This window comes from Actinophytocola sp., from assembly GCF_036378875.1.
GTDB lineage: Bacteria > Actinomycetota > Actinomycetes > Mycobacteriales > Pseudonocardiaceae > Actinophytocola.
Map to the genome: position 1 here is coordinate 60,243 of NZ_DASUVO010000023.1, position 19,792 is coordinate 80,034.

The 19,792-nt window shown below is 69.7% G+C and carries 19 protein-coding genes; 7 read left to right on the forward strand and 12 right to left on the reverse strand.

Features of this window, described 5'->3' with window-relative positions:
- The first annotated feature begins 30 nt into the window (after nt 1-30).
- Entirely contained in the window at nt 31-1,911 is a 1,881-nt protein-coding gene (locus VF106_RS07125) for a Na+/H+ antiporter (RefSeq protein ID WP_330838777.1), read from the forward strand.
- A gap of 150 nt (nt 1,912-2,061) precedes the next feature.
- Here VF106_RS07125 and hslR read toward each other — a convergent pair whose 3' ends face one another.
- Both hslR and VF106_RS07135 read right to left on the reverse strand, forming a co-directional pair.
- Nucleotides 2,062-2,421, reverse strand: coding sequence for an Hsp15 family ribosome-associated heat shock protein (hslR, locus tag VF106_RS07130; protein ID WP_330838778.1), 360 nt, complete (start codon nt 2,419-2,421; stop codon nt 2,062-2,064).
- A gap of 91 nt (nt 2,422-2,512) precedes the next feature.
- The gene (locus VF106_RS07135) at nt 2,513-3,622 is read right to left on the reverse strand and encodes an NAD(P)/FAD-dependent oxidoreductase (protein WP_330838779.1); all 1,110 of its coding nucleotides are present in this window, start codon (nt 3,620-3,622) and stop codon (nt 2,513-2,515) included.
- Between the two features lie 128 nt (nt 3,623-3,750).
- Between VF106_RS07135 and VF106_RS07140 the strand changes: the two genes are divergently transcribed.
- Nucleotides 3,751-3,948 carry a ferredoxin gene (locus tag VF106_RS07140; protein ID WP_330838780.1) on the forward strand — a complete coding sequence of 66 codons (198 nt, stop codon included), beginning with the start codon at nt 3,751-3,753 and terminating at the stop codon, nt 3,946-3,948.
- Here the strand turns inward: VF106_RS07140 and VF106_RS07145 are convergent, their stop codons facing one another.
- Nucleotides 3,949-4,581: a TetR/AcrR family transcriptional regulator gene (locus VF106_RS07145; RefSeq protein WP_330838781.1), complete on the reverse strand. Its 633-nt coding sequence runs from the start codon at nt 4,579-4,581 to the stop codon at nt 3,949-3,951. It lies immediately after the preceding gene.
- A gap of 98 nt (nt 4,582-4,679) precedes the next feature.
- On the opposite strand from VF106_RS07145, the gene VF106_RS07150 reads away from it, so the two are divergent.
- Nucleotides 4,680-5,858 carry a cytochrome P450 gene (locus VF106_RS07150; RefSeq protein WP_330838782.1) on the forward strand — a complete coding sequence of 393 codons (1,179 nt, stop codon included), beginning with the start codon at nt 4,680-4,682 and terminating at the stop codon, nt 5,856-5,858.
- Here VF106_RS07150 and VF106_RS07155 read toward each other — a convergent pair.
- Nucleotides 5,848-6,927, reverse strand: coding sequence for a zinc-binding dehydrogenase (locus VF106_RS07155; RefSeq protein ID WP_330838783.1), 1,080 nt, complete (start codon nt 6,925-6,927; stop codon nt 5,848-5,850). The genes VF106_RS07150 and VF106_RS07155 overlap by 11 nt on opposite strands.
- Before the next feature lie 92 nt (nt 6,928-7,019).
- Between VF106_RS07155 and VF106_RS07160 the strand changes: the two genes are divergently transcribed.
- Both VF106_RS07160 and VF106_RS07165 read left to right on the forward strand, forming a co-directional pair.
- Entirely contained in the window at nt 7,020-7,301 is a 282-nt protein-coding gene (locus tag VF106_RS07160) for a putative quinol monooxygenase (protein WP_330838784.1), read from the forward strand.
- A 9-nt stretch (nt 7,302-7,310) separates the two neighbouring features.
- On the forward strand, nt 7,311-8,186 hold the full coding sequence (locus tag VF106_RS07165; protein WP_330838785.1) for a 2-hydroxy-3-oxopropionate reductase: 876 nt from the start codon (nt 7,311-7,313) through the stop codon (nt 8,184-8,186).
- Nucleotides 8,187-8,232: 46 nt separating this feature from the next.
- Here the strand turns inward: VF106_RS07165 and VF106_RS07170 are convergent, their stop codons facing one another.
- Entirely contained in the window at nt 8,233-9,105 is an 873-nt protein-coding gene (locus VF106_RS07170; RefSeq protein ID WP_330838786.1) for a LysR family transcriptional regulator, read from the reverse strand.
- A 100-nt stretch (nt 9,106-9,205) separates the two neighbouring features.
- Here VF106_RS07170 and VF106_RS07175 point away from each other — a divergent pair, with 100 nt between their 5' ends.
- Nucleotides 9,206-10,066, forward strand: coding sequence for an aldo/keto reductase (locus VF106_RS07175; protein WP_330838787.1), 861 nt, complete (start codon nt 9,206-9,208; stop codon nt 10,064-10,066).
- Here the strand turns inward: VF106_RS07175 and VF106_RS07180 are convergent.
- From VF106_RS07180 to VF106_RS07210, 7 genes are all read right to left on the reverse strand, one after another.
- Complete coding sequence (locus VF106_RS07180; RefSeq protein ID WP_330838788.1) at nt 10,052-11,407, reverse strand: rhamnulokinase; 1,356 nt, start codon at nt 11,405-11,407, stop codon at nt 10,052-10,054. The two genes, VF106_RS07175 and VF106_RS07180, sit on opposite strands and share 15 nt — an antisense overlap.
- A complete protein-coding gene (locus tag VF106_RS07185) occupies nt 11,404-13,440 on the reverse strand; it encodes a bifunctional aldolase/short-chain dehydrogenase (protein WP_330838789.1) in 2,037 nt (678 codons plus the stop codon). Before VF106_RS07185 ends, VF106_RS07180 begins: the two co-directional genes overlap by 4 nt.
- A gap of 99 nt (nt 13,441-13,539) precedes the next feature.
- Nucleotides 13,540-14,565 carry a LacI family DNA-binding transcriptional regulator gene (locus VF106_RS07190; protein ID WP_330838790.1) on the reverse strand — a complete coding sequence of 342 codons (1,026 nt, stop codon included), beginning with the start codon at nt 14,563-14,565 and terminating at the stop codon, nt 13,540-13,542.
- 37 nt (nt 14,566-14,602) lie between these two features.
- Nucleotides 14,603-15,856, reverse strand: a complete 1,254-nt coding sequence (locus VF106_RS07195; protein ID WP_330838791.1) for an RNA polymerase sigma factor — start codon at nt 15,854-15,856, stop codon at nt 14,603-14,605.
- A 16-nt stretch (nt 15,857-15,872) separates the two neighbouring features.
- A complete protein-coding gene (locus VF106_RS07200; RefSeq protein WP_330838792.1) occupies nt 15,873-16,319 on the reverse strand; it encodes a YciI family protein in 447 nt (148 codons plus the stop codon).
- 11 nt (nt 16,320-16,330) lie between these two features.
- Nucleotides 16,331-16,747, reverse strand: coding sequence for a YciI family protein (locus VF106_RS07205; RefSeq protein ID WP_330838793.1), 417 nt, complete (start codon nt 16,745-16,747; stop codon nt 16,331-16,333).
- A 97-nt stretch (nt 16,748-16,844) separates the two neighbouring features.
- Nucleotides 16,845-17,786, reverse strand: a complete 942-nt coding sequence (locus VF106_RS07210; RefSeq protein ID WP_330838794.1) for a helix-turn-helix transcriptional regulator — start codon at nt 17,784-17,786, stop codon at nt 16,845-16,847.
- Nucleotides 17,787-17,913: 127 nt separating this feature from the next.
- Between VF106_RS07210 and recQ the strand changes: the two genes are divergently transcribed.
- The gene (recQ, locus tag VF106_RS07215; RefSeq protein ID WP_330838804.1) at nt 17,914-19,734 is read left to right on the forward strand and encodes a DNA helicase RecQ; all 1,821 of its coding nucleotides are present in this window, start codon (nt 17,914-17,916) and stop codon (nt 19,732-19,734) included.
- The last annotated feature ends 58 nt before the right edge of the window (nt 19,735-19,792 follow it).

Below are 19,792 nucleotides of genomic sequence, written 5' to 3' on the forward strand. Positions count from 1 at the left end.
TTCGGCGGGCGCACAGGCCATCATTGACGCGTGCATGTCGCGGTTGAGTTTGTGGCGCTCGTGGTGACGGTACTGGTGGTGACCACCGTGGCGCGGCGGTTTGACTGGCCGGAACCACTCTGTCTGATCGGTGTCGGCGTGGTGGCCTCCTACGTGCCGGGGGTGCCGGAGTACCACCTGTCCCCCGAGGTCGTGCTGGTCGGGCTGCTGCCGCCACTGCTGTACTCGGCGGCCATCCAGACCTCCCTGCTTGACTACCGGAAGCTGCGTGGACCGATCGCGCTGCTGTCGGTCGGTCTCGTGGTGTTCACGGCGTTCGGCGTCGGGGTTGTCGCATGGGCCGTGGTGCCCGATCTGCCGCTCGCCGCCGGCATCGCGCTCGGCGCGGTCGTGGCGCCACCTGACGCAGTAGCGGCGAGTGCGGTCGCGCGACGCACCGGCATGCCACGCAAGCTGGTCCGCCTGCTCGAGGGCGAGAGCCTGTTCAACGACGCGGCCGCGCTGGTCGCCCTGCGGACCGCCATCGCCGCGATCGCCGGGTCGATCACCCTGTGGCAGGTCGGTCTCGACTTCCTGCTCGCCGCCGTCGGCGGTGCGGTCGCCGGCGTCCTGGTCGGGTTCGCGGTCGTGTTCGTGCGTGCCCGCCTCGACGACCTCGTCACCGACACCGCGCTGTCGTTCGCCGTGCCGTTCGTCGCGTACATCCTCGCCGAGGAGGTGCACGGTTCCGGGGTGCTGGCCGTGGTCGTCGCCGGGATCATCCTCGGCCACAAGTCACCGGTCATCCTGTCCGGCTCCGCGCGGCTGGCGAGCCGGCACAACTGGCAGACCATCCAGTTCCTGCTGGAGAACATGGTCTTCCTGCTGATCGGCCTGCAACTGCGGTCGATCATCGAGCAGGTGGCCGACAGCGACCTGCCACCAGGACTCGTCGTCGGCATCTGCGCTGCCGTGCTCGGCGCGACGATCCTCACCCGTGTCCTGTGGCTCCTCGGGATCGGCACCGCCAAGCGCGTCATGCGCAGCTGGCGCCCCAAGAAGGCGCACGTCTGGCCGTGGCGGTACTCCGCGGTGATCGCGTGGGCGGGGATGCGTGGGGTGGTCACGCTGGCCGCCGCGTTCATCCTGCCCGCCGACACCCCGCAGCGGGCGGTGCTCGTGCTCGCGGCGTTCGTCGTCGTGGCCGGCACACTGGTCATCCAGGGCATGACGCTGCCCGGTCTGATCAGAAGACTCAAGCTGCCAAGGCCGGACCCGGCGGAGGACGCGTTGCAGGAGGCCGCGGTCCTCAACGACATGGCGCGGGTGGCGCTCGCGAAGCTGGAGGAGCTGCGCGGGCCGAACGACTCGGAGGACGTCGTCAAGCGGTTGAGGGACCGCCTGCGGGACCGGACCGACTCGGCGTGGGAGCAGCTCGGCCGGCGCAGCCAGCTGCCGGAGACCCCCAGCGACACGTACCGGCGCCTGCGGTTGGCCATGCTCCACGCGGAACGCGAGGAATGCCTGCGGGCCCGCGACAACGGCACGGCGGACGACGTCGTGCTGCGGCGGGTCATGGAGCGTCTCGACATCGAGGAGTCGATGCTCGACCAGGACGACTTCGACGACGAGGAGATGCTCGGCCGCGAGTTGCGCACGCCCGCCGCCACGGCCGGTTCGTGCAAGCACCTGAACCACGAGTGGAAGGACATCGAACCGAGCTCGCCGGACAAGTGCGACGAGTGTGTCGCGGAGGGCCAGACCTGGGTGCACCTGCGAATGTGCCTCAAGTGCGGCCGCGTCGCCTGCTGCGACTCCTCCCCGGGAAACCACGCGACACAGCACTTCCACGACTCACGCCACCCGGTGATGCGCAGCTTCGAACCGGGCGAGACCTGGCGCTGGTGCTTCGTGGACCAACAACTGGGCTAACAGTTCGCGAGTCTCGCTTTGGGCCCCGGCGAGTCGCGCGTTCAGCACCCCTGAGTTTCGTTTTCGTGTACACCCGGGCGTTCCTGAAAACGTAACTCGCAGGGGCCGAACGCGCGACTCGCGGGGGCTGAACGCGCGACTCGCGGGTTTTCAGCGTTGGCGGAGTTTGTCTGTCAGGCGGCGGTCGCGTTTGGTGGGGCGGCCGGCGCCGCGGTCGCGGCGCGCCACCGGGAGCAGGGCTTCCGGTGGGGGTTTCGGGGTGCGGTCCAGGTAGCAGGTGGCCGCGTCCGGGGCGCCTACCCGCTTCTGGATGATGCGGACCACCTCCACGACGCGGGTGGTGCCGCCCGAGCGGACGCGGACCTCGTCGCCGGGGGTCACGGTCGTCGCGGGTTTGGCCGGGCGGTCGTTGACCCGGACGTGCCCGCCCCGGCAGGCCGCCGCCGCGTCCGATCGGGTCTTCGTCAGCCGGACCGCCCACAGCCAGCGGTCCACTCGGGTGGAGTCCACAGCCGTACATCATGACGCAACTCGCGTGTCCAACGCCCGAGACCCGCGTGTCCAACACTCCGGACCGCCGAGTTCGACAAATCCGGGACCGCTAGAAGCTCGTCGGGAACGACGGGTGGCGCTGCACCTGGAAGGCGCTGCGCACCACGGTTTCCTTGTACAGCGCGGCAAGCCGGCCGGTGAGCACGGCCTCGACCGGCTCGTCGTACCGGTTCACGAACTGGATCAGCCCATCGCGGCGGCCGAGGCTGATGCACTGGTTCACGTAGCGGAACCGGAACGGCTTGGCGGGCCGGCCGTCCCTGCGGGCGAGGATCGCGCGCACCGCGTGCTGTGCCACCGGCATCGCGGTCGCGCACGCCATCCGCAGCTCCTGACCACCGGACATGTGCATGGCCACCGCGTCGCCGCAGCCGTAGACGTCCGGGTGGGAAGTCGACCGACCGGTGTCGTCCACGAGCAGCCGGCCGTGCTCGTCGACCGCGAGCCCGGCCTCGGTGGCCAGACGTGGCACGGTGAAGCCGATCGTCCACACGACGAGGTCCGACCCGACGTGCTCACCGTCGGCCAGCACCACGCCGTCCACGCGTACCTCGCGGACCGCTGCCTGCTCACGAAGCTCGATACCCAGCTGGTCGAAGGTCCGGTGCAGGTGCTGCCGCCCTTTTCGCGAGAGCCTGGCGCCGAACACGCCGTCGGTGACGAGGCGGACCTTCAGTGCCGGGTACTGCTCGGCGAGCTCCGTGGCCGCCTCGATGCCGGTCAGTCCCCCGCCGACAACCGTGACCACGCCGCCGTCGGTGATCCGCGCCCGCAGCAGCACCGCTTCCTCGTGCGTGGCCACGGTGAGGGCGTGCTCCGCCACTCCCGGCACGGTCTGCCCGCCCATGCGGCTGCCGAGTGCGTAGATCAACGTGTCGTACGACAGGGTGTCGCCGCTGGCCAATACGACCGACTTGGCCTCCGGGTCGATGGTGACGACCCGGTCGACCACCAGCTGGACGCCGGTGCCCGCCAGGAGGTCCGACAGCGGCCGTTCCCGCAGTTCCTCCCCGGCCGCCAGCTGGTGCAGCCGCACGCGTTCGACGAACAGGTCGCGCTCGTTCACGAGGGTGACCGAGACGTCCTTGGCACGTGCCGCCAGCCGGGCCGCCGGCTGCCCCGAGTAGCCCCCGCCGAGCACCACGATCCGTGTTGTCATGGCTGAATCTCCTCTCGTCGCAACCAGGACTGGGTATTGGCGAGATTCGTGACACCAGTGAGGCGAGACGCGGGTCACACGGCGTACGGTCGAGATCGTTCCCGCAGTGACATAGGAGGACTCGAGCCATGCGGATCGTCACGGACACCGGCCGCTGTGTTGGCGCCGGTCAGTGCGCTCTCACCGAGCCGAGGGTGTTCGACCAGAGCGATGAGGACGGCACGGTCGTATTGCTGACCGACCACGCCGAGGGTGACGTCCTCGACAACGTGCGTGACGCCATCGATCTCTGCCCGAGCCAGGCACTCTCGCTCAAGGAGGAGTGACTAGCCCTCGAAGACGAGGTCAGCGCGCGTCAGTGGCCGGCCGGGCAGCTCGCCGGGGGCGGGCGCGCGCAACCCGTCCATCATGATCGCCAGTACGCGGCCCGGGGCGAGTCCCGCGGCCTCCGATGTCACCGCGTGGACCTGGTTCACCACGGACATGAACAGCATCGCGAGGTCGCCGACGGCGACGTCGCGGCGCAGCGTACCCTCCGCCTGCGCCCTGCGGACGACCTCGTCGAGTAGGTCGAGCAGGTTCTCCCGCATCCGGGATGTCTCCGGATCCGCCTTCACCACCGCGGTGATCCGTGCCGACTTCGCCGTGACGCTCACGTGTAGCAGCGCCGACTGTCGCATGATCCGCAGCAGCGCCGCCCATGCCGTCGGCTCCTCCGCCACCGCCGCCCGCGTCTCCTCGGCCACCGTACGGAACGTCTCGAAGAAGACCGCGCGGATCAGCGACTCCCGGTCGGCGAACCGCCGGTAGAGCGTGCCGACACCGACCGACGCGCGGCGGGCGATCTCCTCCATCGGCACGTCGGCGCCCCGCTCGGCGAAGATCTCCCGCGCCGCCACCAGGATCTGGTCGCGGTTGCGGCGCGCGTCCGCCCGTAACGGAGTGTCCGGAGTGGTCATTCACGGATTATCCCATTGCGCCCGGTGTGGACGGAGCGCCGCGAGCTGGCTACTGTCGATTACAAGCGGACGAGTTTCTTCCGGATCAAGGGGTAGTGATGGAGCAGTTCCCGCCACGGGCGTGCCCGTTCCACGGCGCCGCGTCGGTGACCGAGCCAGGGCCGATGACCAGGGTGACACTGGGCGACGGGCAGGAGGTGTGGGCGGCGTCCCGGCACGCCGACGTCCGATCCGTGCTCACCGACCCCGCGCTCTCGTCGGACCGCGCCCATCCGAACTTTCCGGCCGCGAGCGGCCGGCGGGTCCGCCGGGAGCAGAAGATCAAGCCGTCGCTGATCATGATGGACCCGCCGGAGCACGGGCCGGCCCGGCGCGCGGTGGTCGGCGAGTTCACGGTCAAACGACTTGCCGCCCTCCGGCCACGCATCCAGGAGATCGTCGACGAGCACCTCGACGCGATGCTGGCGAACGAGTCCAGGTCAGCTGACCTGGTGTCGGAGTTCGCGATGCCGGTGCCCTCGCTCGTGATCTGCGAACTGCTCGGCGTGCCCTACGCCGACCACGACTTCTTCCAGTCCCGGTCCAAGACGCTGCTGTCCCACACGGTGACGCCGGCCGAGGCACGCGCCGCGAACGACGAGCTGTGGAACTACCTGGACAAGCTGGTCACCGCCAAGGAGAGCGAGCCGACCGACGACCTGATCGGCCGCCAGATCGTCAAACACCGCGAGGAAGGCACACAGGGCCACGACGCGATCGTCAGCCTGTCGGTGCTGCTGCTGATCGCGGGGCACGAGACCACCGCCAACATGATCTCGCTCGGCACGCTGGCGCTGCTCAACAGCCCGGACCAGCTCGCGGCACTGCGTGCCGACCCGGCGAAGACGCTCGGCGCGGTCGAGGAACTGTTGCGGGAGTTCACGATCGCCGAGTTCGTGACCTCCCGCGTCGCCGTCCGGGACACGGTCGTCGGCGGCGTGGAGGTCAAGGCCGGCGAGGGCGTCCTGACGCTGGGAAACGCCGCCAACCACGACCCGGACGTGTTCCCGGACCCGTTCAGCCTCGACATCGACCGCGGCGCGCGCAACCACATCGCGTTCGGGTACGGCGCGCACCAGTGCCTCGGTCAGAACCTGGCCCGGGTCGAGCTGCAGGTCGCGTTCGACACGCTGTTCGCCCGCGTCCCGACCCTGCGGGTGGCGGTGCCGATGTCGGAGCTGCCGTTCAAGGACGACGCGTCCGTGTACGGCCTGCACAGACTCCCGGTCAGCTGGTGAAGTCGACGATCGTCCTGGCGCCGGTGCCGAACCGCTCGAACGCGTCGTTGACGCCGGCCAGGTCGGTCGTATCGGAGACCAGGGCGGCGAGATCCAGCTTGCCCTCCTCGGCGAGGCCGAGCAGCCGGGGGATCTCGACATCCGGGTCACTTGACCCGAAAACGCAGCCGTGCAGGGTGCGGCCGAACCAGTAGAGCTCCAGAGCCGAGAACTCGACGAGGTTGGCCTTGCTGCCGACGCCGACGACGGTGACCGAGCCGCCGCGTCGGCTCGCCGACCACGAGGTGCGGATCGTGGCCGGCAGGCCGACGCAGTCGAATGCGTGGTCCGCACCGCGCCCGCCGGTCAGCTTCCGCACGGCCTTGGCGGTGGTCTCGCCTGCGACGAGGAAGTCGGTCGCCCCGTGCCGCGCCGCCAGGTCGGCCTTGGCCTCGCTCACGTCAACGCCGATGATCGGCCCGGCGCCGACGGCACGAGCGGCCTGCAGCGCGGACAGGCCGACCCCACCGAGCCCCACGACCACCACCGACTCGTCGGCCCGGACCCGCGCCGTGTTGAACACCGCCCCGGCGCCGGTCTGGACGGCGCAGCCAAGCACCGCGGCGTGGGCCATCGGCACGGACGGCGGCACCTTCACCACACCCGCGGCCGGTACGACCGTCTCCTCGGCGAACGCGGCCGTGCCGAGCCCTGGGTAGACCGGCGTGCCGTCGTCGAGGGACGCGTACGGTTCGCGCGCCATGTCGTCGGCGTGCACGCACAGCCACGGCTCGCCCCGCAGGCAGAACCAGCACTCCCGGCAGGCTGGTGACCAGTTCAGGACCACGTGATCGCCGACGACCACCCGGTCCACCCCGTCCCCGACCGCGGTGACGACCCCCGCGCCTTCGTGCCCGAGCACGGCCGGCACCTCCTGCAGCAACGTGCCGTTGGCGAGCGAGAGGTCGGAGTGGCACACCCCCGCGGCGTGGACACGAACCTTCACCTGACCGGGCCCTGGCTCGCCGAGGGAGATGTCCCGCACCTCGAGCCGCCCGCCCTGCTTCATCAGCACCGCTGCCTTCACCATGTCCTCGACCCTAAGCCTGTCGCGTTCGTCCAATAACCGTGGCGCGCCGCATGGCAGCATCCCCGTCCGTGCGATACGGATACTTCGGAACCATGCGAGTCAAGCCAGGCCACCGGGACGAGGTCGTGGCCACACTGGTCGACGGCGCCGACGGCCTCAGTGCGGCGGGCTGTGACCTCTACGTCGTCGGCACCTCGGACAGCGACCAGGACCTCATCTGGGTCAACGAGGTCTGGGCCAGCAAGGAGGCGCACGCCGCATCACTGGAGCTGCCCGAGGTGAAGGCGGCCATCGCGGCGACGATGCCGCTGCTGACCGGCGAGTTCACCGGTCAGGAGCTGGACATCGCGGGTGGGCTGGGAGTGCCGGCATAAGATCGGGGCATGGCCAAGATCGCGTTCATCGGGCTCGGGATCATGGGCATGCCCATGGCCGTCAACCTCGTCCGCGCCGGGTACGAGGTCACCGGCTACAACCGGAGCCCCGAGAAGACCGCACGGTTCGCCGAGCAGGGCGGCGCTGCCGCGGACAGCGTCGAGGAAGCTGTCCGCGACGCCGAGATCGTCATCACGATGCTGCCTGACTCCCCCGATGTGGAGGCCGTGGCCGGCGACGTGCTCACCGCGCACGGCGCGCTCTGGATCGACATGAGCACGATCGCGCCGTCGACGGCCAAGAACGTTGCCGCGCAAGCGAAGGAAGCAGGGCTGCGTGCGCTCGACGCACCTGTCAGCGGCGGCGAGCAGGGCGCGGTCGACGGCACACTGTCGATCATGGTGGGCGGTGAGGCTGCCGACGTGGCGGCCGCCTCGCCGGTGCTGGAGGTCGTCGGCAGGACGATCGTCCACGTGGGACCGACCGGCGCGGGCCAGACGGTCAAGGCCGCGAACCAGCTGATCGTCGCCGGCACGATCGGCCTGGTCGCCGAGGCGCTGACGCTCCTTGACGCGCAGGGTGTCGACCTGAAGCCGGCCGTCGAGGTGCTGTCCGGCGGCCTCGCGGGCAGCGCGGTGCTGGAGCGCAAGTCGGCGAACATGCTGCGGCACGAGTTCCCGCCGGGCTTCCGGATCGACTTGCACCACAAGGATCTCGGCATCGCGCTCGGCACCGCGCGCGAGTCCGGCGTGCCGCTCCCCCTCGGCGCGGTGGTCGCGCAGCTGGTGGCGGCCGCCCGCGTCCAGGGCCACGGCGACCTCGACCACTCGGCGCTGCTGCTGGTGCTGGAGCAACTCGCCGGAAGAGGACCCACCACGTCGTGATGGGTCCCAGGGCGACGCTCCGACACCGCCGTCCGGCGACCTCGACCTATCTGGAGGTCAAGCCCGCCGCCCTGCGCACGTCCGCCACGAGCGCGGTGGCCGCCGCGCTCGCCGGGGCCGCGGTCACCGTGACGGTCTCCCACTTCGGCACCTTCTCCGCGAGCCCGACGAACTGGACCTTGTCGGTCTTCACCGAGAACGACTGCGGCACCAGCGCCACGCCGAGCCCGCACGCGACCATGTCGAGCAGCGAGTGCACGTCGGTCACCTCGAGCGCCACGTGCCGGTTGCCGACGACAGAGTCCACCAGGTCGCGCGGCCCCCAGTCTGGCGCGAAGTCCACGAACCGCTCGCCGGCCAGCGCGGCCACCGGCACCCGTGGCGCCGACGCCAGCCGGTGTGTCGGGGCGCAGGCCAGCATCATCGGCTCACTCGCGAGCGGCGCCACCGCCACCTCGTCCGGGTGGACCGCCGGCCGCGCGACGAACGCCACGTCCAGCTTTCCCTGCGCCACCATGGCCGTCAGCTCGCCGGAACCACCCGTCCGCAGCTCGATGTCCAGGCTCGGGTAGGTCGACACGAACCGCGCCAGCACGGTCGGCAGGTGCACCACGTGCAGGCACTGCAGCGTCCCGAGCGTGAGGCTGCCGCGCAGCAGCCCCTGCACGGCGGCGACGGCGTCGACACACGCGGACGACGCGGCCAGTGTCCGCCGCGCCTCGGTCAGCAAGGCCGTGCCGGCCGGGGTCAGCCGCACCTGCCGGGTGTTCCGCACGAACAGGTCGGCGCCCAGTTCCTTCTCCAGTGACCGCACGGACGCGGACAAACCGGACTGCGCCACGTGCAGCCGTTTCGCCGCGCGCGTGAAGTGGCACTCCTCGGCGACCGCCACGAAGTAGGCAAGCTGTCGCAACTCCACGATTCATCACCCGAACTGCTTAACCCGATCGAAGACTTCTGTTGGACAGCTTAATCAGGACACGGAAGGCTGGAAGCAGACAAACCTACATGGAGGAAGCATGCAGTCTCGTCGCATCGGCGACACCCAGGTCAGTGCTGTTGGGCTCGGCGCCATGCCGATGTCGCTCGAGGGCAGGCCGGACGAGCGGCAGTCGATCGCCACGATCCACGCCGCCCTCGAAGCCGGCGTCACCCTGATCGACACCGCTGACGCCTACTCGCGCGACAGCTCCGACATCGGGCACAACGAGTCGCTCATCGCGAGCGCGCTCGCGAGCTTCGGCGGCGACACCTCGGCGGTTCTGGTCGCCACCAAGGGCGGACACACCCGCACCGCCACCGGTGGCTGGGAGGTCAACGGTTCGCCGGAGTACCTCAAGCAGGCGTGTGAGGCGTCGCTGAAGCGCCTCGGTGTCGACGCGATCGGCCTGTACCAGTTCCACCGTCCCGACCCGAGGGTCGACTACGCGGACTCGGTCGGCGCGATCCGCGACCTGCTGGATGCGGGCAAGATCCGTTACGCCGGCATCTCCAACGCGAACCCCGAGCAGATCAAGCTCTCGAACGAGATCCTCGGCGGCCGGCTCGTGTCGGTGCAGAACCAGTTCTCGCCGGACTTCCGGTCAAGCGAGCCGGAGCTCGTGCTGTGCGCCGAGCTCGGTATCGCCTTCCTGCCGTGGAGCCCGTTCGGCGGCATCCGCCGAGCCGGTGAGCTGGGCTCGCGCTTCGCCCCGTTCGCGAAGATCGGTGCCACGCACGGCGTCAGCGCACAGCAGGTGTGCCTCGCGTGGATGCTCGCCAAGGCGCCGGTGGTGATCCCGATCCCTGGCTCGTCGCGCCCGGAGACGATCCGTGACTCGGCCGGCGCCGTGCACCTGACCCTGTCGGCCGAGGAACTGGCGGAGCTAGACGCGGCCTGAGGGTTCGTAACGGGTCACCTGCTGGCTACCACGGATGAGGGACCGCAGCTGGGCGAGGTCGCCACGGACCGCGCCCAGCGCGCGGGCCTGCACGAGCACGTTGCCGAGCGCCGTCGCCTCGACGGGACCGGCGAGCACGGGCAGCCCGCACGCGTCCGCGGTCAGCTGGCACAGCAACGAGTTCCGCGCACCGCCACCCACGACGTGCACCACGTCGACGGCCCTGCCGGACAGCTCCTGCGCCTCCTCGACGGCCCGCCGGTGCGCGTCGGCCAGACTGTCCACAATGCACCGGACGATGGCAGGTCGGTCGACCGGTATCGGTTGGTCCGTGCGCCGGCAGGCGTCGACGATCCGGGCCGGCATGTCCCCCGGCGGCAGGAACACGGGATCGTCCGGGTCGATCACGCCGCCCTTCGGCAGCTTCGCCGCCGCGGCGAGCAGTTCCGCCGTGTCCGCGTGCCACTCCCGCACGCACTCCTGTAGCAACCACAGACCCATCACGTTGCGCAGGTACCGGACGGTGCCGTCCACCCCCAACTCGTTGGTGAAGTTGGCTCTCCTGCTGGCTTCCGTCAGCACAGGTCGACCGACTTCCACTCCGACCAGCGACCAGGTGCCACAGGAGATGTAGGCGAACCGCTCGTTCTCCGCCGGCACCCCGACGATCGCGGAGGCCGTGTCATGTGACCCGACGGCGATCACCGGGGTGCCGGCGGGACCCGTGCCGATCACCGTCCCGGGCTCGCGCAGTGTCGGGAACAGGGCGGGATCCACGCCGATCTTCTCGATCAACCCCGTGGCCCATTTCCGGGTCCGCACGTCCAGCAGCTGGGTGGTGGACGCGTTGGTGACCTCCGCGCCCTGCTCGCCCGTCAGCCAGTACGCGAGCAGATCGGGGATCATCAGCAGGCGCCGCGCCGGCCCCAGCCGCCGCTCGGCCACCAGCTGGTGGATCGTGTTGAACGGCAGGAACTGCAGGCCGGTCGTCGCGTACAGCTCCTGCGCGCCGAGGCGGTCGAGGTTGTCCCGTGCGTGTGCGGTCCGCTCGTCCCGGTAGTGCACCGGGTTCCCGAGCAGCGCGCCGTCCGCGTCGAGCAGCCCGTAGTCCACGGCCCACGAGTCGATTCCAATACCGTCGACCTGCCCCGCCGCGTCGAGCCCGCCCAGCATCTCCTGGTACAGGCTCAGAATGTCCCAGTGCAGCGTGCCAGCGACCCGCACCGGCCGGTTGGCGAACCGGTGCACCTCCTGCAATACGACCGTATCGGGGCTGACCTCGCCGACGATCACCCGCCCGCTCGCCGCGCCGAAGTCGGCGGCGGCCACCCGGACGCTCATCGGAGGAAGGCCGCCGCCACCCCGGCGTCCACCGGCACGTGCAGCCCGGTCGTGAGTGACAGGTCGCCCGCGCACACCGCGAACACCGCGGCCGCGACGTGTTCCGGCAGCACCTCGCGCTTGAGCAGCGTGCGCTTGGCGTAGAACGCGCCGAGTTCCTCTTCCTCGACCCCGTACACGGCGGCCCGTTGCGCACCCCAGCCGCCGGCGAAGATGCCCGAGCCACGCACCACACCGTCCGGGTTGATGCCGTTCACTCGTATGCCGTGCTCGCCGAGTTCCGCGGCCAGCAGCCGGACCTGGTGCGCCTGGTCGGCCTTCGCCGCGCCGTACGCGACGTTGTTCGGCCCGGCGAACACCGCGTTCTTGCTGGCGATGTACACGAGGTCGCCACCGATGGCCTGCTCGATCATGATCCGCGCGGCCTCGCGGGACACCAGGAACGACCCCTTGGCCATGACGTCGTGCTGGCGGTCCCACTCCTCCTCGGTGGTCTCCAGCAGTGGCTTCGAGACCGACAGACCCGCGTTGTTCACCACGAGGTCCACCCCGCCGAACGCCAATATGGTCGTACGGAAAGCCTCGGCGATCGCGTTCTCGTCGGTCACGTCGACCGTCACGGCGAGGGCGGTCTCGCCGAGTTCGGCCGCGACCTGCTTGGCCGCGTCCGCGTCGCGGTCCGCCACGACGACGCAGGCGCCCTCGGCGTGCAGTCGCAATACGGTCGCCTTGCCAATGCCCGAGCCGCCGCCGGTCACGAACGCGACCCGCGTCGCGAGCGGCTTGGGCTTGGGACGTCGCTTGAGCTTCGCCTCTTCGAGGGCCCAGTACTCGATGCGGAACTTCTCCCGCTCCTCGATCGGCTCGTAGGTGGACACCGACTCGGCGCCGCGAATCACGTTGATGGCGTTGACGTAGAACTCGCCGGCCACGCGGGCGGTCTGCTTGTCCGCGCCGAAGCTGAACATGCCGACGCCGGGCACGAGCACGATCGCGGGGTCCGCGCCCCGCATGGGCGGGCTGTCGGCGTCGGCGTACCGCTCGTAGTAGGCGCGGTAGTCGGCGCGGTAGGCGTCGTGCAGTTCCTTGAGCCGGGCCAGGAGTTGGTCGATCGGGGTGGTCGGCGGCAGGTCGAGGACGAGCGGGCGGACCTTGGTGCGCAGGAAGTGGTCCGGGCACGACGTGCCCTTGGCGGCCAGTTCGTGGAGGCGTTCGCGAGCCAGGAAGTCCAGCACGCCGGCCGAGTCGGTGAAGTGTCCGACCTGTGCGTGGTCGGTGGACACCAGCCCGCGGATCGCCGGTGCGATGCGGGCGGCCAGCAGTGTGCGGTCGGCCGGCGAGAGCGGCTCGACGACGACCGCGCCGAAGGGGTCCGGGCGGCCGTGGTCGTCGAGGTAGCGCTGGGCCGTCGCGATGATGTCGAGGGCGTTGGCCTCGCACTCGTCGCTGGTGGCGCCCCACGCGGTGATGCCGTGCCCGCCGAGGATGACCCCGATCGCCTGTGGGTTGTTCTTTTGGACGTCAGCGATGTCCAGGCCGAGCTGGAATCCCGGCCGTCGCCACGGCACCCAGACGACCCGTTCGCCGAAGCACCGCCGGGTCAGCTCCGGCCCGTCGGCGGCCGTCGCGAACGCGATGCCCGCGTCGGGGTGCAGGTGGTCGACGTGCGCCTGCTCGACGAGCCCGTGCATGGCGGTGTCGATGGACGGCGCCGCACCACCCTTGCCGTGCAGGCAGAAGTCGAACGCGGCGACCATCTCGTCCTCGCGCTCGATGCCGGGGTAGACGCCGGTCAGCGCGCGGAGCCGGTCGAGCCGGAGCACGGCGAGACCCGCCTCGGTGAGCGTGCCGAGGTCGCCGCCCGAGCCCTTGACGTAGAGGAGGTCGACGTCACCGCCCGTCACCGGGTCGGTGGCCGTGGTCTTGGCGGAGGTGTTGCCGCCGGCGTAGTTCGTGTTGCGCGGGTCCGCGCCAAGCCGGTTGCTTCGCCGCAACAACGCCTCGACCTGTGTCGAACTGGTCGCTTCGCTCATCCGCCCGGACGCCTCCTCGCTACTTCGCTGTCGCTGCCCCAGGCCCGTATTGAACGTTTCAATTCGGCGCCCCAGCATGGTCGGAACCAGGCTGGGGTGTCAAGGACGGGGCACGCGTGTCGACGCGCGCACCACCAACTCTGGGCGAAACCGGACCTGCTGGTGTGTGTGGAGCTCACCGGACGCCTCCTCCAGCAACAGCCGAGCGGCGGTCCTGCCGAGCAGCTCCCGTGGTTGGCGGACCGAGGTCAGTGGCACCGCGGCCGCCTCGGCGAACTCGATGTCGTCGTAGCCAACCACCGCGAGGTCGCCCGGTACCGACAGCCCGAACCGCGTCATCGCCTGCAACAGCCCGAGGGCGAGCAGGTCGTTCGCGCAGAAGGCCGCCGTCGGGCGCTTGTCGGCGGGCATCGCGACCAGCTGCTCCCCCGCCCGGCGCCCCTCGGCGACGACCAGGGCCTCCGTCTCCACCAGCACCAGCTCGGCCTTACCGCCCGCCCGTTCCAGGGCGTCGCACGCACCCTGGTACCGGTCCCGCACCTGCTGCACCGTCATCGGCCCGCCGACGAACGCGATCCGCTCGTGGCCGGTCTCCAACAGGTGGTCGAGCGCCAGCTCACCGCCGAGGATGTCGTCGACGGCGACCGAGCACTGGGTGTCGTCGCGCGCGTGGCAGTCGACGAGCACGACCGGCATGCCGCTGCTGCCGGTCATCTCGGCGAGCCGCTGGCCGTTCGGGTCGATCGGGGTGATCAGCACACCCTGGACCCGCTGCTCACGCAACCGCTCGAGGTACTCGCGCTCTCGCCCGCCGTCCTGGTTCGAGTTGCACAGGTAGACGACCATGCCCTCGTTGCGGGCCACCTCCTCGACCCCGCGCGCCACGTCGTTGAAGAACGGGTTGGCCGCGTCCAGCACGACGTAGGCGATGGTCCGGCTGCTCCCGGCCCGCAGCTGCCGCGCGGTCTCGTTGCGCACGAACCCCAGCTCGACGATGGCCGCCTGGACCCGCAGCCGGGTCGCCTCGCTGACCAGGTGCGGGCGGTTGAGCACGTTGGACACGGTGCCGATGGACACGCCAGCGACCGCGGCGACGTCCTTCATCCCGGGGGTGCTGTCCGTCATGCGGGAACCTCTACCTCACTCCACTCGACCTGCTGGATCATTCTGCCGCCCGCTTCATCAGCAGTTCCCGCTCGCGCTCGTTGCGGGTCAGTGACGCGGCACGCTCGAACTCCTGCCGCGCCTCCTCCCGCCTGCCGAGCTTCGCCAGCAGGTCACCACGCACGCTCGGCAGCAGGTGGTAGTTCTTCAGTGACGGCTCCTTCACCAACTCGTCGACGATCTCCAGCCCGGTGTCCGGCCCGAACGCCATGGACAGCGCCACCGCGCGGTTCAGCTCGATCACCGGCGACGGCACGAGCTGGACGAGACGCGCGTACAGGGCCGCGATCCGCGGCCAGTCCGTCTGCTCGGGGGTTCGCGCGCGGGCGTGACAGGCCGCGATCTCGGCTTGCAATACGTATGGCCCCATGGGCTGGCCCAGTGCCGCGGCCCGTTCGAGTGCGGCGAGACCGCGCCGGATCAGCAGCTGGTCCCACCGCGAACGGTCCTGGTCGTTGAGCAATACAGGTGTACCGTCCGACGCGATCCTGGCGCGAGCCCGAGACGCCTGTATTTCCATGAGCGCGATCAGCCCATGGGCCTCGGGCTCCTTCGGCACCAGCTCGGCGAGCATCCGGCCGAGACGCATGGCGTCATCGCACAGCGCGGGCCGCATCCAGTCCTCGCCGCCGGTCGCGGAGTAGCCCTCGTTGAAGACCAGGTAGACGACCTCGAGGACGGACGCGAGCCGCTCACCCAGCTCGCTCGCGGCCGGCACCTCGAACGGGATCTTCTTCTGGGCGAGGGTCTTCTTGGCCCGGACGATGCGCTGGGCGATCGTCGGCTCGGGGGTGAGGAACGCGCGGGCGATCTCCTCGGTGGTCAGGCCGCCGAGGAGCCGCAGCGTGAGGGCCACCCTGGCCTCGGTGGACAGCACCGGGTGGCAGGAGATGAAGACGAGCCGCAGCAGGTCGTCGGAGATGTTGGAGTGAATGGCGTCGAAGTCCGGCTCGGCCGTCGGCGGTTCCTGGGTCTCCAGGTCACGGCCGATCTCGACGACCTTGCGATCGAGCGTCTCGCGGCGGCGGAACTGGTCGATCGCACGTCTCTTGGCGACGGCCATGAGCCAGGCACCCGGGTTGTCCGGGACACCCGACTCCGGCCACTGCTCCAGCGCCGCGACCAGGGCGTCCTGCGCGAGCTCCTCGGCGAGACCGACGTCGTGGACCATTCGAGTGAGCCCGGCGATGAGCCGGGCGGACTCGATTCGCCATACGGCGTCTATCGCACGGTGGGTCTCCAGCGTCGGCATGCGCCTATCAAAGCAGCTAGCGATCGTCCCTGACGGCCAACCTGAGCTGCTCCTCCTTCTCGCGCAGCTCCTGGTCCTTCGCCCGCAGCTCCGGGGTGAACGCCTCGCCGAAGTCGTCGACCTCGTGCACCTGCCGGATCTCGATCGTCACCTCGACGCCCTCGGTGCACGGGACCCGCTTGACCCACTCGATCGCCTCCTCCTTCGACTTGACGTCGAGAAGCCAGAACCCGGCGACCAGCTCCTTGGCCTCGGCGAACGGGCCGTCGATGACGCTCGGCACACCGTCGGAGAACACGACGCGCGCGCCCTTCGCGGACGAGTGCAGGCCCTCACCAGCCAGCAACACGCCCGCCTTGACGAGCTCCTCGTTGTAACGGCCCATCGCCGTCAGCTCCTCCTCGGTCGGCAGGACGCCGGCCTCGGTGCGCTCGTCCGCCTTGATCATGACCATGAAACGCATGTCGTTGCTCCCTACCTGCCGCTGAGGTCCACGGTGTACGTGCGGTTCTCGTCGGTGACCGCATCTCCGAAGTCATCGGGGCCGACGACCTGCCGGATCTCGATCCTGGCGTTTCCGTGACCGTCCTCGACGGGCCATTTCTTCACCCATTCGATGACCTCTTCCAGCGAGTCGGCCCGCAGTACGGAGAAGCCGGCCACCAGCTCCTTGGCCTCGGTGAACGGGCCGTCGAGCACGGTCGTCCGACCCGTGCCGTCGAAGCGGACGCGCGCCCCCCGGTCGGACGCCATGAGCCCTTCGCCGGACAGCATCACGCCGGCTTTGACCAACTGCTCGTTGTACCGGGTCATGGCCTCGATGAGCTCGGTGCTCGGCAGGACGCCGGCCTCCGTCTCCTCGTCGGCCATACGTATGACCATGAAACGCATGTCCGTCGTCGCCTTCCGTTCTGTTCCGTTTGCCGGGGTCGAACCTAGTCGCTGACCCCACGTCGAACGAGGGGGCGGCAGATTCGACACGCGCTCGTCAGATTCTTGTCGCGCGGTCCACCCGGGCACCCAGTTTCCGCAGGTAGTCGACCAGTTCCGGAGGTTCCTCCACGGTGAACTCACATCCCGCGGTGGCGAACCGGAAGGCCAGCCACTCGAGGGTGTCGGCGCCGGCCCGGACGCGGCTGCGGTGTTCGTCCACGGGTTCGACCGTGCCGAGGTGGGGCGGCACCTCGGCGGCCGGCAGCGCCAGGACGACCACGGCCTCGTAGGTCGGCAGGAGCGAGTACAGCTTGCTGGCCACGAACGCCGCCGGATCGCTTTCGGGCAGGTCGCGGGGCCGATAACGCGCCCCGGTGGGCTGTGCGTTGGTAATACGGTCGACCCGGAACACGCGCCAGTCATCGCGGTCGAGGTCGAACGCGACGAGGTACCAGCGCCGTCCCGCGGAGACGAGCCGGTACGGCTCCACGTGCCGCTTCGTCTCGTCGTCCGTATTGCCTCGGTAGGCGAACCGCAGCCGCTCCCGGTTGGTGACGGCAGCCGCGATCCCGGTCAGCTGACTTGGGTCGACCGTCGGCTGGTCGCCGGTGACGAGCGGGACCGTGGCCGCGCCGAGCGCGCCGACCCGGTACCGAAGCCGGGAGGGCAGGACGCGTTCGAGCTTCGTGAGCGCACGGACGGCGGCCTCGTCGATGCCCTCGACGGCCTGGCCGGCGGCGGTGCGCAACCCGACGGTGATGGCCACGGCTTCCTCGTCGTCGAGCAGCAGCGGTGGCATGGCGGTGCCGGCGACCAGGCGGTAACCGCCCTCGGCACCCATCGTGGCCTCGACGGGGTAGCCGAGGTCCCGCAGTCGGTCGATGTCACGGCGCACGGTTCGCGGGCTGACTTCCAGGCGTCGCGCGAGCTCACTGCCGGGCCACTCGCGCGGTGTCTGCAACAGGGACAGCAAGGCGAGAAGGCGGACCGCGCTCATGTGCCCAGCTTAGGAGGATGTGGGACGCGTCCTGTCCTAGTTGTCTGCGCGATCGCGTTCCGGCGGACACGCCTGGCCTGTGGACAACTCCGACGACTTGTCGGTGCCCGCCCATAGAATCGCCCGCGTGACGATCCCCGAGACCGCAACCAGCCCCGCACTGGACACGCTGCGCCGCGTGTTCGGCTATGACGCGTTCCGGGGAAACCAACAGGACATCATCGAACAGGTCGTGGCCGGCGGCGACGCGCTGGTGCTGATGCCGACGGGCGGCGGCAAGTCGCTGTGCTACCAGATCCCGGCGCTCGTCCGGCCGGGCGTGGGCGTGGTGGTGTCCCCGCTGATCGCGCTGATGCAGGACCAGGTGGACGCCCTGCGCGCGCTGGGCGTGCGGGCAGGCTTCCTGAACTCGACGCAGGACTTCGATCAGCGGCACGAGGTGGAGGAGGCGTTCCTGGCAGGTGATCTCGACCTGCTGTACCTGGCGCCGGAACGCCTCAAGGTCGAGTCGACGCTGCGACTGCTGGACCGCGGCACGATCTCGCTGTTCGCGATCGACGAAGCCCACTGTGTGGCCCAGTGGGGTCACGACTTCCGTCCCGACTACCTGGAACTGTCCAGGCTGCACGAACGCTGGCCGACTGTTCCGCGAATCGCGCTGACGGCCACGGCGACCGAGGCGACCCGCAAGGAGATCGCGCACCGGCTGAACCTGGCGGACGCCCGCCACTTCGTTTCGAGCTTCGACCGTCCGAACATCCAGTACCGGATCGTGGCGAAGAACCGCCCGGAACAGCAACTGTTGGAACTGCTCACCTCGGAGCACAAGGGCGACGCGGGCATCGTGTACTGCCTGTCGCGGGCATCGACGGAGCGAACGGCGCAGTTCCTGGTACAGAACGGAATCGAGGCGCTGCCCTACCACGCGGGCCTCGACAACCGCACGAGGGCGACGAACCAGGCCCGCTTCCTGCGTGAGGATGGCCTGGTGGTGGTGGCGACCATCGCGTTCGGCATGGGCATCGACAAGCCGGACGTGCGGTTCGTGGCGCACCTGGATCTCCCGAAGTCCGTGGAGGGCTACTACCAGGAGACCGGTCGAGCGGGCCGAGACGGCCTCCCGTCGACGGCGTGGCTGGCGTACGGACTGCAGGACGTCGTACAACAACGCAAAATGATCGCCACGTCAGAGGGCGACGACGCACACAGGCGTCGTCTGGGCACTCACCTCGACGCGATGCTGGCACTGTGCGAGACGGTGGAGTGCCGCAGAGCGCAACTGCTGAACTACTTCGGCGAAGAGGCGCGGCCGTGCGGTAACTGCGACACGTGTCTGACCAAACCGGAGTCGTGGGACGGCACGATAGCCGCCCAGAAGGTGCTGTCGGCCGTCTATCGCCTGGACCGGGAACGCCGCCAGAAATTCGGCGTAGGCCACATCGTCGACATCCTGATGGGCCGCACCACAGCGAAGATCCAGCAGTTCAACCACGACACGCTGACCGTGTTCGGTGTGGGCGCGGACCTGGCGGAACCGGTGTGGCGAGGTGTGGTTCGCCAACTACTCGCCCAGGGCCTGCTGACAGTGGAAGGCGACCACGGCACGCTCGTGCTGACGGAAGCGAGCGGCGACGTGCTGGCCCGCAAACGGGAGGTCCACCTACGCCAGGAACCCAAACGCGCCGCCAAACCGGCGAAGTCGAGGCAGGCCCTACAACAAGAACTGACACCGGAAGCCAAGCCGGTCTTCGAGAAACTCCGCACCTGGCGAGCCGCCACCGCCAAAGAACAAGGCGTCCCGGCCTACGTCATCTTCCACGACGCCACGTTGCGCCAAATAGCCACCGACCTCCCCACCACAATGAGGGAACTTGGCCAAATTGGCGGCGTTGGCGAGAACAAACTCGCCAAATACGGCGAACAAATCCTGGAAACCCTGCAGGGCTGACTTTAGCCACCGTCCAAAGGCATACGACACGCGGCAAGCGCTGACCCGTCGGGGGTCG

Bases quoted from the DNA above. Each gene is read 5' to 3' on its own strand.
- VF106_RS07135 (WP_330838779.1), bottom strand. From the start codon at position 3,622: ATGACAACACGGATCGTGGTGCTCGGCGGGGGCTACTCGGGGCAGCCG.
- VF106_RS07140 (WP_330838780.1), top strand. From the start codon at position 3,751: ATGCGGATCGTCACGGACACCGGCCGCTGTGTTGGCGCCGGTCAGTGC.
- VF106_RS07145 (WP_330838781.1), bottom strand. From the start codon at position 4,581: ATGACCACTCCGGACACTCCGTTACGGGCGGACGCGCGCCGCAACCGC.
- VF106_RS07150 (WP_330838782.1), top strand. From the start codon at position 4,680: ATGGAGCAGTTCCCGCCACGGGCGTGCCCGTTCCACGGCGCCGCGTCG.
- VF106_RS07155 (WP_330838783.1), bottom strand. From the start codon at position 6,927: ATGGTGAAGGCAGCGGTGCTGATGAAGCAGGGCGGGCGGCTCGAGGTG.
- VF106_RS07160 (WP_330838784.1), top strand. From the start codon at position 7,020: ATGCGAGTCAAGCCAGGCCACCGGGACGAGGTCGTGGCCACACTGGTC.
- VF106_RS07165 (WP_330838785.1), top strand. From the start codon at position 7,311: ATGGCCAAGATCGCGTTCATCGGGCTCGGGATCATGGGCATGCCCATG.
- VF106_RS07175 (WP_330838787.1), top strand. From the start codon at position 9,206: ATGCAGTCTCGTCGCATCGGCGACACCCAGGTCAGTGCTGTTGGGCTC.
- VF106_RS07180 (WP_330838788.1), bottom strand. From the start codon at position 11,407: ATGAGCGTCCGGGTGGCCGCCGCCGACTTCGGCGCGGCGAGCGGGCGG.
- VF106_RS07185 (WP_330838789.1), bottom strand. From the start codon at position 13,440: ATGAGCGAAGCGACCAGTTCGACACAGGTCGAGGCGTTGTTGCGGCGA.
- VF106_RS07190 (WP_330838790.1), bottom strand. From the start codon at position 14,565: ATGACGGACAGCACCCCCGGGATGAAGGACGTCGCCGCGGTCGCTGGC.
- VF106_RS07195 (WP_330838791.1), bottom strand. From the start codon at position 15,856: ATGCCGACGCTGGAGACCCACCGTGCGATAGACGCCGTATGGCGAATC.
- VF106_RS07200 (WP_330838792.1), bottom strand. From the start codon at position 16,319: ATGCGTTTCATGGTCATGATCAAGGCGGACGAGCGCACCGAGGCCGGC.
- VF106_RS07205 (WP_330838793.1), bottom strand. From the start codon at position 16,747: ATGCGTTTCATGGTCATACGTATGGCCGACGAGGAGACGGAGGCCGGC.
- VF106_RS07210 (WP_330838794.1), bottom strand. From the start codon at position 17,786: ATGAGCGCGGTCCGCCTTCTCGCCTTGCTGTCCCTGTTGCAGACACCG.